At 62.7% G+C, this 15,695-nt stretch carries 13 protein-coding genes; 7 read left to right on the top strand and 6 right to left on the bottom strand.

The genetic code is table 11. The annotated features are described in order from the left end of the window. Positions 1 to 14: 14 nt before the first annotated feature. On the bottom strand, positions 15 to 1,424 hold the full coding sequence (gene glnA, locus E8Q41_RS00980; protein ID WP_137153623.1) for a type I glutamate--ammonia ligase: 1,410 nt from the start codon (positions 1,422 to 1,424) through the stop codon (positions 15 to 17). A 70-nt stretch (positions 1,425 to 1,494) separates the two neighbouring features. Next, positions 1,495 to 1,833, bottom strand: a complete 339-nt coding sequence (locus E8Q41_RS00975) for a P-II family nitrogen regulator (RefSeq protein ID WP_137153622.1) — start codon at positions 1,831 to 1,833, stop codon at positions 1,495 to 1,497. On the opposite strand from E8Q41_RS00975, the gene E8Q41_RS00970 reads away from it, so the two are divergent. The 3 genes from E8Q41_RS00970 (at position 1,811) to E8Q41_RS00960 (ending at position 4,598) form a co-directional block, all read left to right on the top strand. Further along, positions 1,811 to 2,182, top strand: coding sequence for a hypothetical protein (locus tag E8Q41_RS00970; protein WP_137153621.1), 372 nt, complete (start codon positions 1,811 to 1,813; stop codon positions 2,180 to 2,182). The genes E8Q41_RS00975 and E8Q41_RS00970 overlap by 23 nt on opposite strands. 12 nt (positions 2,183 to 2,194) lie before the next feature. Further along, positions 2,195 to 3,652 (top strand): NAD(P)H-hydrate dehydratase, encoded by a 1,458-nt coding sequence (locus E8Q41_RS00965; protein ID WP_137153620.1) that lies wholly within the window; start codon positions 2,195 to 2,197, stop codon positions 3,650 to 3,652. 64 nt (positions 3,653 to 3,716) lie between these two features. Beyond that, a complete protein-coding gene (locus tag E8Q41_RS00960; protein ID WP_137153619.1) occupies positions 3,717 to 4,598 on the top strand; it encodes an EamA family transporter in 882 nt (293 codons plus the stop codon). A gap of 3 nt (positions 4,599 to 4,601) precedes the next feature. On the opposite strand, the gene E8Q41_RS00955 is transcribed toward E8Q41_RS00960, so the two are convergent. Both E8Q41_RS00955 and uvrA read right to left on the bottom strand, forming a co-directional pair. Continuing rightward, positions 4,602 to 6,248, bottom strand: a complete 1,647-nt coding sequence (locus E8Q41_RS00955) for a Na/Pi cotransporter family protein (protein ID WP_137153618.1) — start codon at positions 6,246 to 6,248, stop codon at positions 4,602 to 4,604. A gap of 187 nt (positions 6,249 to 6,435) precedes the next feature. Further along, on the bottom strand, positions 6,436 to 9,357 hold the full coding sequence (gene uvrA, locus E8Q41_RS00950) for an excinuclease ABC subunit UvrA (RefSeq protein WP_137153617.1): 2,922 nt from the start codon (positions 9,355 to 9,357) through the stop codon (positions 6,436 to 6,438). A 267-nt stretch (positions 9,358 to 9,624) separates the two neighbouring features. Here uvrA and E8Q41_RS00945 point away from each other — a divergent pair, with 267 nt between their 5' ends. Then, positions 9,625 to 10,155: a single-stranded DNA-binding protein gene (locus E8Q41_RS00945; protein WP_137153616.1), complete on the top strand. Its 531-nt coding sequence runs from the start codon at positions 9,625 to 9,627 to the stop codon at positions 10,153 to 10,155. Between the two features lie 69 nt (positions 10,156 to 10,224). On the opposite strand, the gene E8Q41_RS00940 is transcribed toward E8Q41_RS00945, so the two are convergent. Next, a complete protein-coding gene (locus E8Q41_RS00940; protein ID WP_137153615.1) occupies positions 10,225 to 10,866 on the bottom strand; it encodes a MarC family protein in 642 nt (213 codons plus the stop codon). Between the two features lie 185 nt (positions 10,867 to 11,051). Here E8Q41_RS00940 and gyrA point away from each other — a divergent pair, with 185 nt between their 5' ends. After that, positions 11,052 to 13,832 (top strand): DNA gyrase subunit A, encoded by a 2,781-nt coding sequence (gene gyrA / locus E8Q41_RS00935; RefSeq protein ID WP_137153614.1) that lies wholly within the window; start codon positions 11,052 to 11,054, stop codon positions 13,830 to 13,832. A gap of 87 nt (positions 13,833 to 13,919) precedes the next feature. Here gyrA and E8Q41_RS00930 read toward each other — a convergent pair whose 3' ends face one another. Next, complete coding sequence (locus E8Q41_RS00930; RefSeq protein WP_170976316.1) at positions 13,920 to 14,729, bottom strand: helix-turn-helix transcriptional regulator; 810 nt, start codon at positions 14,727 to 14,729, stop codon at positions 13,920 to 13,922. Between the two features lie 130 nt (positions 14,730 to 14,859). Between E8Q41_RS00930 and E8Q41_RS00925 the strand changes: the two genes are divergently transcribed. Beyond that, positions 14,860 to 15,258, top strand: coding sequence for a hypothetical protein (locus E8Q41_RS00925; protein ID WP_137153613.1), 399 nt, complete (start codon positions 14,860 to 14,862; stop codon positions 15,256 to 15,258). Between the two features lie 13 nt (positions 15,259 to 15,271). Then, complete coding sequence (locus E8Q41_RS00920; protein WP_137153612.1) at positions 15,272 to 15,607, top strand: DUF1330 domain-containing protein; 336 nt, start codon at positions 15,272 to 15,274, stop codon at positions 15,605 to 15,607. Positions 15,608 to 15,695 lie beyond the last annotated feature (88 nt).

Here is a 15,695-nt window from a genome sequence, read left to right as displayed (position 1 = left end):
TCTTTGCCGAGTAATCAGCAGGAATAGTACATGTCGAATTCGACCGGATGCGGCGTCATTTCGAAGCGCATCACTTCCTGCATCTTCAGCTCGATATAGCTGTCGATCTGGTCGTCGTCGAACACGCCGCCGACAGTCAGGAACTTGCGGTCCTTGTCGAGGCTTTCCAGCGCTTCGCGGAGCGAACCGCAGACGGTCGGGATCTTCTTGAGTTCCTTCGGCGGCAGGTCATAGAGATCCTTGTCCATGGCCTTGCCGGGATGGATCTTGTTCTTGATGCCGTCGAGGCCGGCCATCAGCATGGCGGCAAAGCCGAGATAGGGGTTCTGAGCCGGATCCGGGAAGCGGACTTCGACGCGCTTGGCCTTCGGCGAAGAGCCGAACGGAATGCGGCAGGAGGCCGAACGGTTGCGGGCGGAGTAGGCCAAGAGAACCGGCGCTTCATAACCCGGCACCAGACGCTTGTAGGAGTTGGTGGTCGGGTTGGTGAAGGCGTTGATCGCCTTGGCGTGCTTGATCACGCCGCCGATATAGTAGAGGCAGCTTTCCGACAGACCGGCATATTCGTCGCCGGCAAAGGTCGGCTTGCCGTCCTTCCAGATCGACTGGTGGACGTGCATGCCCGAGCCGTTGTCGCCGAAAACAGGCTTCGGCATGAAGGTGGCCGTCTTGCCGTAAGCGTTGGCGACCTGATGCACGACATATTTGTAGATCTGCATCTTGTCGGCGTTGCGCACCAGCGTGTCGAACTTGACGCCAAGCTCGTGCTGGGCGGCGGCGACTTCATGGTGCTGCTTTTCGACCACCACGCCCATTTCGGCGAGCACGGTCAGCATTTCGGAGCGCATGTCCTGCAGGCTGTCGATCGGCGGAACCGGGAAATAGCCGCCCTTGACGCGCGGGCGGTGGCCGAGATTGCCGGAGTCGTAATCGGTGTCGTCGTTGGACGGCAGTTCGGACGAGTCGAGCTTGAAGCCGGTGTTATAGGGATCGGCCTTGTACTTGACGTCGTCGAACACGAAGAATTCCGGTTCCGGACCCACGAACACGGTGTCGCCGATGCCCGAAGCCTTGAGATAGGCTTCGGCCTTCTTGGCGGTGCCGCGCGGGTCGCGGTTATACGCCTCGCCCGAGATCGGGTCGAGAATGTCGCAAAGGATGACCATGGTGGACTGGGCGAAGAACGGGTCCATATGCACGGTGGCCGGATCCGGCATCAGCACCATGTCGGACTCGTTGATGGCCTTCCAGCCGGCGATCGAGGAACCGTCGAACATGACGCCGTCGGCGAACATGTCCTCGTCCACGGCCGAGATGTCCATGGTCACATGCTGCAGCTTGCCCTTGGGATCTGTGAAGCGGAGGTCGACGAATTTCACGTCATTGTCCTTGATCTGCTTCATGATGTCTTTTGCAGTCGTCATCGAAGTTTTTCCTTTGCTATGACGATGTTTCCTCCCTGCCGTTCCCCGGCAGGCATTGTCTTGTTGGGCGTCAGATCGCGTCGACGCCTGTTTCGCCGGTGCGGATGCGCACGACTTCTTCGACATTCGAGACGAAGATCTTGCCATCGCCGATGCGGCCCGTCTGGGCGGCATTGCGGATCGCGTCGATCACACGTTCGACATTCTCATCCGCCAGCACGACTTCGACCTTCACCTTCGGAAGGAAGTCGACGACGTATTCCGCGCCCCGATAGAGCTCGGTATGGCCCTTTTGGCGGCCGAAACCCTTGGCTTCGGTCACCGTGATGCCTTGCAGTCCAACTTCCTGAAGGGCTTCCTTCACTTCATCAAGCTTGAACGGCTTGATGATCGCTTCGATCTTTTTCATGAGAAAATGTCTCTCCGCTTCTCCCGTTAAAAGCGAGTTGCTCCCGCTCGCCTCGATGAATGCACATCGCGTGCCAGATATACACAACAAGCGCGAATTCGGCTTGAAATTCTGCAAGGCAGCCGCGATCATGCGCAAAATCGGCCAAAAAAAAAGAGAAAAATACGGTCTTCGGCCATTTTCCTCCCGGAACGAGACGCTATGTCTCATAAGAGGTAAACCGGACCTTGCCACAGGGTTGAATGCGCGGTCAAAAACTATGCAAATGATTATTATTTCATCTTATTTTGCCGTTGATGAAAGAGCGGCGCTGAGAATCGCGACGCCGCTCCGCGCGCGATCTCGCTAGGTTGCTCAAACTATGAGCAATAACCAGTATTTGCTAATTGAACCACAGGCTGTAGCGGCGATTGACGCCGACTGCATCGCATCGGGCATGCCAGGCTTTGCGCTGATGCTTCGGGCGGGGCAGGCGGTTGCCGCCGCCGCGCTCGGGCGCTACCCCGGCGCGACGCGTTTCGTCGTCCTGTGTGGACCGGGAAACAATGGCGGCGATGGTTACGTGGCCGCGGCGGCGCTGCGGGAAGCGGGGGCCGATGTCGCCGTCTATTCGCTCGGCCCGCCGATAACCGATGACGCCCGGCGCGCCTTCGACGACGCGGCCTGCGCGGCTCCGCCCCTGGCGGATTACCAGCCGGCGAGGGGCGACGTGGTGATCGACGCGCTGTTCGGCGCGGGCCTGTCGCGCGACCTTGCGCCAGTCGTGATCGCGGTTGCGGAGACGGTGAAGGCGGCGCGCGCGCCGGTGATCGCCGTCGATATGCCCTCCGGCGTCTGCGGCCATTCCGGGCGTGTTCGCGGCGGCGCGTTCGAGGCCGCAGCGACGGTGACGTTCGTGGCCGCCAAGCCGGGACAGATGTTGTTGCCGGGACGGGCGCTGTGCGGCGAGATCGAGATTGTCGATATCGGCGCGCCGCGGCGTTTCGTCGAAAGACATGCGGGACCGGTGCGCATCAACGCGCCGGATCTCTGGCGCGATCTCCTCGGGGATAAGACAGCCAGCGGACATAAATTCAGCCATGGCTCACTCGCCGTGTTGTCCGGCGGGGCGTTGCAGACCGGGGCGGCCAGACTGTCCGCGTCCGCCGGCCTGCGCGGCGGCGCCGGGCTCGTGACGATGATCAGCCCTGCCGAGGCCGCATCCGTTCACGCCGCCCACCTGACAGCCGTGATGTTGAAAACCGCCGACAGCGTCGAAGATCTCGAAGCCATCCTCGAAGACGCAAGGCTCAACGCTTTCGTGCTCGGCCCGGGTTTTGGAATAGGCGAGAAGGCGAGGGGCTTTGCCCTGGCGTTGAAGAGCCGTCGCGTCGTGCTGGACGCCGATGCGATCACCAGTTTTCGCGAGGATCCGGATCTGCTGTTCACCGCATTCGCCGGCGAGCCGCGTCTGGTTCTGACGCCGCATGACGGCGAATTCGCTCGTCTTTTCCCCGATCTCGCCAAAGACGAGACGCTGTCCAAGGTCGATCGCGCTCTGGCCGCCGCCGCGCGCGCCAACGCCGCCGTGATCCTGAAAGGGGCCGACACCGTGATCGCCGCCGCCGATGGCCGCGCCGCGATCAACACGAACGCGCCGCCCTGGCTGGCGACCGCTGGCTCGGGCGATGTGCTGGCCGGTCTCTGTGGGGCGCTTCTGGCCCGGGGACTGCCGGTCTACGAGGCGGCCTGCGCCGCAGTCTGGCATCACGGCGAGGCGGGGCAGCGTGCGGGACGCGGGCTGACCGCCGAAACACTCATCAATTTCATTGATGTCTGATCCGACAAACTTGGCTTTGTCCTTGTCGCCGATCGGGAGTATGGCGGAGAAAAAGGAGCCCGCCATGAAGCCCGTTCACATTCTCCTGCTGATTCTGGTCGCCGCCGTCTGGGGCTTCAACTTCGTGGTGATCCGGCTGGGCATCGACAATTTCCCGCCGATCTTCTTTTCCGCCCTTCGCTTCCTGTTTGCAGCCATTCCGCTCGCGCTGATCCTGCCCAAGCCCGATGTCTCCTGGCGGATCATCATCGGCATCGGGCTGGTGCTGGGCGTGGTCAAATTCTCGCTGCTGTTCCTCGGCATGAGCGTCGGCATGCCAGCCGGGCTCGCCTCGCTGGTGCTGCAGAGCCAGGCTTTCTTCACGGTCATTCTCGCGGTGCTGGTCTATGGCGACCGGCCGCGCCCGACCCAGATCGCCGGCATGGTGGTTGCCTTCTCGGGCGTTGCGCTGATCGCGTCCACCGTCAATGGCGATCTCACCGCATCGGGACTGGCGCTGTCCATCGGCGCGGCTCTGGCCTGGGCCTGTTCAAACCTGTTGATGAAGAAGGCGGGCGCGGTGGATATGCTCAGGCTGATGGTCTGGGTGAGCCTCGTTGCGCCTCTCCCGCTTCTCGCGATCTCGCTCGCTTTCGAAGGCTGGGAGCGAGATTATCAGGCGCTGACGCATGTGACCTGGTCGGGGGCGGGGGCGGTGATCTATATCGCCTATCTCGCCACGATCTTCGGCTTCGCCGTCTGGGGCGCGATGATCCGCCGCTACGGCGTCGCCACGGTCGCTCCCTTCTCGCTGCTGGTGCCGGTGTTCGGCATGAGTTCTGCGGCGATCGTGCTCGGCGAGGCTTTCGGGCCGATCCGCATTATCGCCGCGCTGCTGATCGTCGCGGGACTGGCGCTGAATGTCTTCAACCCCGCCTGGCTGCGGCCGCGCGCGACGGCGGCCTGACGCTCAGAGCAGACGGCTGGTGCGCAATTGGCCGGCCTGGGCCAGAACGGGATAAGCGATCGACACCAAGAGCGAATTGATCTCCTTGAGATCGCGCATCGTGTCGATATGGATCGACGAGGAATCGATGCTGGCGCGGTTTTCGCCCAGCCGCTTGATGTGGTTTTCCTCGCTGACCCGCACCATGTCGCGCACCACTTCCTTCTCTTTCACCAACTGCCGCGCATGTTCGAGATCGCGGTTGACCAGCAGGTTGAAGGCGAGGCGGGCATTGCGCAGCACGCGCTGATGCATGGCGGTGAGTTCATGCAGGCCTTCCTCGGAAAAGCTCGCGCCGCGCGCATCCTTCTTTCGGGCCTTGGCCAGCATGTTCTGCGAAATGATGTCGCCGACCTGTTCGAGATTGATCGTCGCTTCCAGGAGATCCTGCTGCCGCCGCGCCGCGTCTTCGGCGAGTTCGTTGCCGGAAATCTTGGCGAGATAGAGTTTGATGTTGCGGTTGAAGCGGTCGACGCTGTCGTCCAGCCGCTCGATCTGCGTCATCTGCTGTTCGTCCGGCCGGAGAAAAGCGTCGAAGACGCGGGTCAGCATCACCTCGATGCGGTCGCACATGCCGACCACTTCACGCGTGGCGTTGTCGAGCGCGCGTGGCGGATTGGCGATATCGGAGGGGTCTAGCGCCGACAGCAGCGCCGCGTCGCTGTTGTCTTCGTCCTTGGCGTCCGAGGGCAGGGCGTTTTCCAGCATCTGCGCCAAGGAGCCTGCGAAAGGCAGGCCGATCAGCAGCACCACAGCATTGGCGATGACATGCATCCAGACCACGGCGTCAGCCGGCGTGTCGAAATAGATCTCGGGTTGAAGCTGAAAGCTCAGTTGCAGAATGAGTCCTGCGACCATGCCGAGCCCGCGAATGGCGACATTGCCCAAGGGCGCGATACGGGCTGCTTTCACCTCGCCGCGCGTCAGAACCGCGCCGATGACGGCGCCGCCGAAATTGACCCCGAGCACGAAGGGAATGATCAACTCGTTCGGCACCAGCCCATGGCTGGACAGCGAGGCGAACAGCAGGATCGAGGCGACGCTGGAGTGAAACAGCCAGGCCATCAGCGCCGCGAGCGCAAAGGCCGTGATCCAGTCCTGCTGCAGATAGCCCATGATGATCGGCAGGACATGGCTTTCCTTGAGCGGCGCGGACGCCTCGCCGATCAGCCGGAGCGACAGAAGCAGAAGACCGAGGCCGAACAGGATGCGGCCCATCTCCCGCCAGCGCCGCGATGTGGTGCGATAGGCGATGGTGCCGGCGATCATCAACAGCGGCACGAGCAGCGACAGGTCGCGCCGGAGGATGCGGGTGACGAAGGCGGAGCCGAGATCGGCGCCGAGCAGCGCCGAAATGCCGACAGTCGATGAGACGAAGCCGGAAGCGGAAAAGCCCGACACGATCAGCGCCACCGCCGTCGAGCTCTGTAGCGCGATGGCGAGAAAAAAGCCGGCCGCCGCCGCATTGACGCGGTTGCCGAGCGCATAGCGCATCTTTTCCTTGAGCATGTCGCCATAGGCGCGCTCGACGCCGGTGCGCACCATGCGCGTGGCCCAGAGCAGCAAAGCGACGGCGCCCGCCAGATTGATGAAGATCACCGAACCGCTCAAGGGCGAGGCCTCCGAAAAAAGAAAGGATCGATACGTGAACTTGAAAAATATCACGTCGACCTGTATCGGGCCTTTCTATCGTCCGTTCAATCCCAAACGCGGCGTCACTGTCCCGCCTGCGGCGTTTATGACAGTTTTATGACGAAGCCAGATCTTGAGCGCACAGCGGAAACCGTTGGTACGGCGGCTATTCCGCCGCCTGCCGCTTCTGCGGACGCCGCTCCAGCAATTCCTTGAGAAACTGACCGGTATAGGAGCGACCGACCTTGACGATATCCTCCGGCACGCCCTGGGCGATCACCTCGCCGCCGCCATCGCCGCCTTCGGGCCCGAAGTCGAGGATCCAGTCGGCGGTCTTGATCACTTCGAGATTGTGCTCGATGACCACGACGGAATTGCCCTGATTGACCAGTTCATGCAGCATTTCCAGGAGCTTGACGACATCGTGGAAATGCAGGCCGGTGGTCGGCTCGTCGAGGATGTAGAGCGTGCGGCCGGTCGAGCGCTTGGACAGTTCCTTGGCGAGCTTGACGCGCTGCGCCTCGCCGCCCGACAGCGTATTGGCCTGCTGGCCCACCTTGATATAGCCGAGGCCCACATCGCGCAGCGACGTCAGCTTGTCGCGCACCGCCGGCACGGCGGCGAAGAAATCACAGCCTTCCTCGACCGTCATGTCCAGCACGTCGGAGATCGACTTGCCCTTGAAGGTCACGTCCAGCGTCTCGCGATTGTAGCGCTTGCCGTGGCAGACGTCGCAGGTGACATAGACATCCGGCAGGAAATGCATCTCGATCTTGATGACGCCGTCACCCTGGCAGGCCTCGCAGCGGCCGCCCTTGACGTTGAAGGAGAAGCGGCCGGGCTGATAGCCGCGCGCCTTCGCCTCGGGAAGACCGGCGAACCAGTCGCGGATCGGCGTGAAAGCGCCGGTATAGGTGGCGGGATTGGAGCGCGGGGTGCGGCCGATCGGCGACTGGTCGATGTCGATCACCTTGTCGATATGCTCGAAACCGTCGATGCGCTCATGCTCGGCCGGGTTTTCGCGCGCGCCCATCACGCGCCGCGCCGCCGCCTTATAGAGCGTCTCGATGAGAAAAGTCGACTTGCCGCCGCCGGACACGCCGGTGACCGCGGTGAACACGCCGAGAGGGATCGCGGCCGTGACATTCTTGAGATTGTTGCCCTTGGCGCCGACGACCTTGATTTCCTTACCCTTCTTGGGCTTGCGCCGCTCGCGCGGCACATCGACCGAGAGCTCGCCGGAGAGATATTTGCCGGTCAGCGAATTGGGATTGGACATGATCTCGGCGGGCGTGCCTTGCGCCACCACGCGGCCGCCATGCACGCCGGCGGCAGGGCCGATATCGACGACATAATCGGCGGTGAGAATGGCGTCCTCGTCATGCTCGACCACGATCACCGTATTGCCGATGTCGCGCAGATGCTTGAGCGTGTCGAGCAGCCTTGCGTTGTCGCGCTGGTGAAGGCCGATTGACGGCTCGTCGAGCACATAGAGCACGCCCGTCAGGCCCGAGCCGATCTGCGACGCCAGCCGGATGCGCTGGCTTTCGCCGCCCGACAGCGTGCCGGAATTGCGCGCCAGCGTCAGGTAATCCAGGCCGACATCGTTGAGGAATTTCAGCCGGTCGCGGATTTCCTTGAGGATGCGGGTGGCGATCTCGTTCTGCTTGGCGTTGAGCTTGTCCGGCAGGCCGACGAACCAGTCATTCGCGGCCCGGATCGACATGTCGGACACGAGGCCGATATGCTTGCCGTCGAGCTTCACCGCCAGCGCTTCGGGCTTCAGGCGGAAGCCTTTGCAGGAAGGGCAGGGGGCCTGGCTCATATAGCGCTCGATTTCCTCGCGCGACCAGGCGGAATCGGTCTCCTTCCAGCGGCGTTCGAGATTGGGAATGATGCCTTCGAAGGTTTTCGTGGTCTGATAGCTGCGTGCGCCGTCGGCATAGTTGAAGGTCACTTCGCGATCGCCGGTGCCATTGAGAATGGCGGTCTGCGCCTCGGTGGACAACTCGCTCCAACGCGCCGAGAGCTTGAAGCCATAGGCCTTGCCCAAGCCTTCCAGCGTCTGATTGTAATAGGGGGAGGTCGACTTGGCCCAGGGGGCAACAGCTCCGTCGCGCAGCGTCCGCTCCGTTTCGGGCACGATCAGGTCCGGATCGATCTTCTGCTGGGTGCCGAGACCGTCGCAGGAGGGGCAGGCGCCGAAGGGATTGTTGAACGAAAACAGCCGCGGCTCGACTTCGGGAATGGTGAAGCCGGAGACCGGGCAGGCGAATTTTTCCGAGAACATCACCCGTTCATGGGTCTCGTTCAGCGATTTGTTGGCCGCGCCACCCTCGGCGGTGTCTTCCTTCGGCAAGGGCTTGTCGGCGAATTCGGCGATCGCCAATCCGTCTGCGAGCCTGAGGCAGGTTTCGAGACTGTCGGCGAGACGAGAAGCGATATCGGGCCGCACCACGATGCGATCGACCACCACGTCGATGTCATGCTTGTATTTCTTGTCGAGCGCCGGCGCCTCGGCGATCTCATAGAACTGGCCGTCGATCTTGACGCGCTGGAAGCCCTTCTTCATGAGCTCCGCCAGTTCCTTCTTGTATTCTCCCTTACGGCCGCGCACGAGCGGCGCGAGGATATAAAGCCGCGAGCCCTCGGGATAATCGAGGATCCGGTCGACCATCTGGCTGACCGTCTGGCTCTCGATCGGCAGGCCGGTGGCCGGCGAATAGGGCACGCCGACCCGGGCGAAGAGCAGGCGCATATAGTCGTAGATCTCGGTGACGGTACCGACTGTCGAGCGCGGATTGCGCGACGTCGTCTTTTGCTCGATCGAAATGGCCGGCGACAGGCCCTCGATGAGGTCGACATCGGGCTTCTGCATCATTTCCAGGAACTGCCGGGCATAGGCCGACAGGCTTTCGACATAGCGACGCTGCCCCTCGGCATAGATCGTGTCGAAGGCGAGAGAGGATTTGCCCGAGCCCGACAGGCCCGTCATGACGATCAGCGAATTGCGCGGCAGGTCGAGATCGACGCCCTTGAGATTGTGCTCGCGCGCGCCGCGGATGGAAATGGTCTTGAGTTCGCTCATGATGCCTGTGTCTCGCCTGTTCTTTCGCCCTTATACGCCCATGCTGCGCGCCGGGGTCGCCGCGGCCGGGTGAAAACCCGATTTTCCACAAGGTCGATTCCATTGACTGTCGCGATAAAAACGACTAGAACAAAATGCGAACGAATGGAAGCCCGGATTTTCTGTGGATTGGACTCATGTGGGGGCGCGCCGGCTCCCTTGAAGGGTTATTCTTCGCCCCTCAGTTGATGGACGGCGGTTTGCCGATTTTGTGGATAGGATTTAGCGATGGCGGGCAGTGTAAACAAGGTCATTCTGGTTGGCAATGTCGGCGCGGATCCCGAAATCCGCCGCACCCAGGACGGGCGTCCCATCGCCAATCTCCGGATCGCCACTTCGGAAACCTGGCGCGACCGCAATTCCGGCGAGCGCAAGGAAAAGACCGAATGGCACAATGTCGTGGTCTTCAATGAAGGCCTCTGCAAGGTGGTCGAGCAATATGTGAAAAAGGGCGCCAAGCTCTATATCGAAGGCGCGCTGCAGACCCGCAAATGGCAGGATCAGACCGGCAATGACCGCTACACGACGGAAGTCGTGCTGCAGGGCTTCAGTTCGACGCTGACCATGCTCGACGGTCGCGGCGAAGGCGGCGGGCGCGGCGCGGCGCAGGGCGGCGGCTATGACGACATGGATTCCGGCTTCGGCGGTGGCGGCGGCTATGGCGGCAACGACCGCGGCGCTCGCTCCTCGCAGCCCAGCCGCGCGCCGCAGAGCGCCCCGTCCTTCTCGCGGGACATGGACGACGATATCCCGTTCTGAGAACGAATGTCTTGACGATGACGCTATGCCTCCGGGAAACCGGGGGCATTTTTTATGCGTGGTTACTCGTCAGGGCCCGGTGTAGACCGTCAACGTGGCTCGCAGCCCGTCGATGACGAATTGCACCGCCAGCGCCGAGAGCAGCACGCCCAGGAGCCGGGTGAGGATCGCCCGGCCCGTCTGGCCCAAGTAACGATCCAGCCTGTCGGCGATGATCAGGGCTGCGAAAATGACCAGGAACACCGCCGCGATCACCAGGATCAGCTGCGCGCGCTCGAGCGGCGGTCTGAAATTGCCGGCGAGCAGGATCGTCGCCGAAATCGCGCCGGGGCCTGAGATCAGCGGGATCGCCAGCGGAAAGACGCTGAGGTTGTGAATGTGATCCCGCGTGATAGCGGTCTCCGTGGTCTTTTCCTTCCGCTCCTGCCGCTTCTCGAAAATCATCTCGAAGGCGATGAAGAACAGCAGCAGGCCGCCGGCAATACGGAAGGCTGGCAGCGAAATGCCGAGCACCGAGAGGATGCTGGCGCCGAAAATGGCGAAGACGGCGAGGATGCCGAAGGCGATCAGCGTGCCGCGCAGCGCCGTATGGCGTCGTTGCGCCTGGGTCATGCCTGCCGTCAGCCCGAGAAAGATCGGCGCCAGTCCCGGCGGATCGGTGGTCACCAGAAGCGTGGTGAAGGCGTTGATCATCGCTTCCAGATTGGCCATGTTTTTCCCCTGTTTTGCTCCATCTGTATCGAGCCGGCTGCATCAGCGCAAGCAAGGGCTAAAAAGCCGAAAATATCAGCGCTTGCCGGGAAAGAACTGTTCATAAAGCCGCCATGAAATTGGCCTTCAACCGGCTGTTCCGCTATAACGGCGGCATTGATTCCGTTTGAGAGATTGAGACCAGATTGACCGAGATTGTCCCCCCCGGCGGCCAAGGCCCCAGCGGCATCGAGCCCATCTCCATCGTCGAGGAAATGCAGCGATCCTATCTCGATTACGCCATGAGCGTGATCGTCTCGCGCGCGCTCCCTGATGTGCGCGACGGATTGAAGCCCGTGCATCGCCGCATTCTGTTCGGCATGAACGAACTGGGCATCGACTGGAACAAGAAATACGTCAAATGCGCCCGCGTGACCGGCGACGTGATGGGTAAGTTCCATCCGCACGGCAACGCCGCGATCTATGACGCGCTGGCCCGCATGGCGCAGGATTGGTCGCTCCGGCTGCCGCTGATCGATGGTCAGGGCAATTTCGGTTCCGTCGACGGCGATCCGCCGGCGGCCGAGCGCTATACCGAATGCCGCCTCGAAAAGGCCGCGCATTCGCTGCTTGACGACATCGACAAGGAAACGGTCGATTTCCGCGACAACTATGACGGAACGCTGAGCGAGCCCGTCGTCATCCCCGCGAAATTCCCGAACCTTCTGGTCAATGGCGCGGGTGGCATCGCGGTCGGCATGGCGACCAATATTCCGCCGCACAATCTCGGCGAAGTCATCAACGCCTGCATCGCGCTGATCGACAATCCCGGTTTGGACCTGTTGCAGATCATGGAGATCGTGCCCGGTCCCGATTTCCCGACCGGCGCCATGATCCTCGGCCGCGCCGGCGTGCGCCAGGCCTATGAGACGGGCAGGGGGTCGGTCATCATGCGCGGCCGCGCCCGCATCGAGCCGATGCGCAACGACCGCGAACAGATCATCATCACCGAGATCCCGTATCAGGTGAACAAGTCGACGATGATCGAGAAAATGGCCGAGCTGGTGCGCGACAAGCGCATCGAAGGCATTTCCGACCTGCGCGACGAATCCGACCGCGAAGGCTATCGCGTCGTCATCGAGCTCAAGAAGGACGCCAATGCCGAGGTGATCCTCAACCAGCTCTATCGCTACACGCCGCTGCAGACCTCTTTCGGCTGCAACATGGTGGCGCTGAACGGCGGCAAGCCGGAACAGCTGACGCTGATCGACATGCTCAAGGCCTTCATCGCCTTCCGCGAGGAAGTGGTGAGCCGGCGCACCAAGTTCCTGCTGCGCAAGGTCCGCGACCGCGCCCATGTCTTGGTCGGTCTCGCCATTGCGGTCGCCAATATCGACGAAGTCATCAACCTCATCCGCCGCGCGCCCGATCCGCAGACGGCCCGCGAGCAGTTGATGACCCGCCGTTGGCCGGCCCAGGACGTCGATTCGCTGATCCGCCTGATCGACGATCCGCGCCATCGGATCAATGACGACGGCACCTACAACCTCTCGGAAGAGCAGGCCCGCGCCATTCTCGATCTGCGCCTGCAGCGCCTGACCGCGCTGGGCCGCGACGAAATCGGCGACGAACTCAACAAGATCGGCGCCGAGATCAAGGACTACCTCGACATTCTCAGCTCGCGCCTGCGCATCATGACCATCGTCAAGGACGAGCTCGCCGCCGTGCGCGACGAATTCGGCACGCCGCGCCGCACCGAGATCGTCGAAGGCGGTCCTGACATGGACGACGAGGATCTCATCGCCCGCGAGGACATGGTGGTCACCGTCTCGCATGCCGGCTATGTGAAGCGCGTGCCGCTCGCGACCTATCGCGCCCAGCGCCGCGGCGGCAAGGGCCGCTCCGGCATGGCGACCCGCGACGAGGATTTCGTCACGCGGCTGTTTGTGGCCAACACCCATACGCCGGTGCTGTTCTTCTCTTCGCGCGGCATCGTCTACAAGGAAAAGGTCTGGCGTCTGCCGATCGGCACGCCGACCTCGCGCGGCAAGGCGCTGATCAACATGTTGCCTTTGGAGCGCGGCGAACGCATCACCACGATCATGCCGCTGCCGGAGGACGAGGACAGCTGGGCCAATCTCGACGTGATGTTCGCGACCACCCGCGGCACCGTCCGGCGCAACAAGCTCTCGGACTTCATCCAGGTCAACCGCAACGGCAAGATCGCGATGAAGCTCGAGGAAGAGGGCGACGAAATCCTCTCGGTGGAAACCTGCACCGAGCGCGACGACGTGCTGCTGACCACCGCGCTCGGCCAGGCGATCCGCTTCCAGGTCGATGAGGTCCGCGTCTTCGCCGGCCGCAATTCGATCGGGGTGCGCGGCATTTCGCTGGCCGACAGCGACCGGCTGATCTCGATGACCATCCTCGGCCATGTCGACGCCGACGCCTCCGAGCGCGCCGCCTATCTCAAGCGCTCGACGGCGGAACGCCGCGCCATGGGCGTGGAGGAAGACGATGTGGCGCTGGTGGGCGAGGAAGTCGGCGAAGTCGGCGATCTCAGCGAAGACCGCTACCAGGAGCTCAGGGCGCGCGAACAATTCGTGCTGACCGTGTCCGAGAAAGGCTATGGCAAGCGCTCGTCGTCCTACGACTTCCGCATCTCAGGCCGCGGCGGCAAGGGCATCCGCGCCACCGACACGTCGAAGACCAACGAGATCGGCGAACTCGTCGCCGCATTCCCGATCGAGGACGCCGACCAGATCATGCTGGTCTCCGATGGCGGCCAGCTGATCCGCGTGCCGGTCAACGGCATCCGCATCGCCAGCCGCGCCACCAAGGGCGTGACGATCTTCTCGACCGCCGCCGATGAAAAGGTTGTCTCGGTCGAGCGCATCAGCGAGCCGGAGGATGACGAGGCTGCGGGCGACGCCGCCGAGACATCCGCAGCCCCGGCTGAAACCGATGGGGGCTCCGACGCCGAATAAGCGGTGGACGGACATGACGTAATCGACGGCGGCCGGGCAACCGGTCGCCGTTTTTTGCGCCCAATCGAACCCGGGAATTCCCTTGGTTCAGCCGTTTTCCGCCATCATGTTCGCCATCGCCACAGCCGTCTCCGCATTGGCGGGGAAAAAGCTCTCGATGACGATATCGGCAAGCGTGACATCCACGGCTGTTCCGAACACCGTGGTCGTGCTCAGAAATTCGAGCCGTCCGATTCTGCTGTCGAGCACGAGCGGGATGGCGATGGCTTGAAGGCCGGCGCTGCTTTCGCGGTCTCCCAGCGCATGCGAGGGCGTGGGATAGGACCGCAATTCGTCGAGCAACACAGCCAAGGCCGGATCGGCTGATATCTCGATGTCATGGGCGAGCCGCGCGAGAATATGGCTGCGCCACTGTTTGAAATTCACGATGCGGGAGGCAAGGCCGTCCGGATGCAGGCTGAGGCGCAGCACATTGACCTCGCCGGTGAGAAGCTCTTCCGAAACGCCTCTGATCAGCGCGTCGACGGCTCGGTTGGCCGCAGTCAGCGTCCAGCGCCGATCGACCGCAAGGGCAGGGTGGGGCTCATGACCCAGCAACAGACGGTCGATCACGCCCCTGGCCGCCTCCAGTTCCGGCGCGGCGAGCGACCTCTCGCCATAAGCGGGCGCAAAGCCGGCGGCCAGCAGCAGGGCGTTTTGCGCGCGCAACGGCAATTTGAGGCAGTCTGAGAGGCGCAGAACCATATCGCGGCTGGGCATCGAACGGCCCGCTTCGAGGAAACTCAGATGCCGTTGCGAAATCTCGACTTCCAGAGCGAGTTCCAGCTGGCTGTAGCGCCGTCTTTGCCGCCATTCCCGCAACATCTGTCCTGCTGCACCGGTTTTCGATCGTGTCATGTCCCACCATAACGCCTCGATGTCATGCGAGCCTATTACCCCGGAGGTAATCGACGCCAGAACAAAATGCGCAAGAATGGCTGTCACCGATCGACCATCCCGGTCATCGACGACACGAAAGGCCATTGTCATGCACCTGCGACCACCTCATTGGACACTCGCCAATCTGCTCATACTGGACGCCTGCACCTGCGCCGGCATGGGCGCCGCGCTCGGCTTGTTTCACACGCCGGTCGGCGCCTGGACCGGAATTCCGGCGCCGCTGCTGTTCTGGGCCGGCGTCGCGCTGCTGCCGGTGGCGGCCTTCATGGCGATCACCGCACGGCTGCGGCCAATTCCAGCGCTGGCGGCCCATATGGTCGTTGCCGGCAATGCGGTTTGGATCCTCGCCAGCCTGGCGCTGCCTGTCACAGGCGTCATTTCGCCGAACGCGCTCGGCTGGGCGTTTCTGATCGTTCAGGCCGCCGCCGTCGCGTTTCTGACCATCGCTGAACACGCCGCGACCAAACCGGCGCTCGCCACCACCTGAGAGACTATACGCCATGACCGCTTACGCTGTCGCGCATCTGCGTAATATCACCATCAACCCTGGCATCATCGATTACCTCACAGGAATCGACGCCACGCTAGCGCCATACGATGGCCGCTTCATCATCCATGGCGGCCCCAAGGACGAGTTGGAGGGTCGTTTCGCCGACGACCTGATCGTGATTGCCTTTCCCGATCTGGCCGCCGCGCGCAGCTGGTATCGATCCGCAGCTTATCAGGCCTTGGCGTCGTTGCGGACGCAAGCCGCCGACGGCGATGTCTTCCTGATCGACGGCGTCGATCCGGACCACAAGGCGACGGATATCATCGCAGGCCTCATTGCGGTATGATCCGCATTGGCTCCGGTGGCGGCGCGCAGACTTGGCGCACGCCATCGTCGCCGATCGCCGGCAAAGGCCGGGCAATTATGTTCCATAA

The sequence above is a fragment of the Rhizobium sp. FKL33 genome (assembly GCF_005222915.1).
GTDB lineage: Bacteria > Pseudomonadota > Alphaproteobacteria > Rhizobiales > Rhizobiaceae > Rhizobium_E.
This window is presented reverse-complemented; position numbering and strand designations above follow the sequence as displayed.

Bases quoted from the DNA above. Each gene is read 5' to 3' on its own strand.
- glnA (WP_137153623.1), bottom strand. From the start codon at position 1,424: ATGACGACTGCAAAAGACATCATGAAGCAGATCAAGGACAATGACGTG.
- E8Q41_RS00970 (WP_137153621.1), top strand. From the start codon at position 1,811: ATGATCGCTTCGATCTTTTTCATGAGAAAATGTCTCTCCGCTTCTCCC.
- E8Q41_RS00975 (WP_137153622.1), bottom strand. From the start codon at position 1,833: ATGAAAAAGATCGAAGCGATCATCAAGCCGTTCAAGCTTGATGAAGTG.
- E8Q41_RS00965 (WP_137153620.1), top strand. From the start codon at position 2,195: ATGAGCAATAACCAGTATTTGCTAATTGAACCACAGGCTGTAGCGGCG.
- E8Q41_RS00960 (WP_137153619.1), top strand. From the start codon at position 3,717: ATGAAGCCCGTTCACATTCTCCTGCTGATTCTGGTCGCCGCCGTCTGG.
- uvrA (WP_137153617.1), bottom strand. From the start codon at position 9,357: ATGAGCGAACTCAAGACCATTTCCATCCGCGGCGCGCGCGAGCACAAT.
- E8Q41_RS00945 (WP_137153616.1), top strand. From the start codon at position 9,625: ATGGCGGGCAGTGTAAACAAGGTCATTCTGGTTGGCAATGTCGGCGCG.
- E8Q41_RS00940 (WP_137153615.1), bottom strand. From the start codon at position 10,866: ATGGCCAATCTGGAAGCGATGATCAACGCCTTCACCACGCTTCTGGTG.
- E8Q41_RS00930 (WP_170976316.1), bottom strand. From the start codon at position 14,729: ATGACACGATCGAAAACCGGTGCAGCAGGACAGATGTTGCGGGAATGG.
- E8Q41_RS00925 (WP_137153613.1), top strand. From the start codon at position 14,860: ATGCACCTGCGACCACCTCATTGGACACTCGCCAATCTGCTCATACTG.
- E8Q41_RS00920 (WP_137153612.1), top strand. From the start codon at position 15,272: ATGACCGCTTACGCTGTCGCGCATCTGCGTAATATCACCATCAACCCT.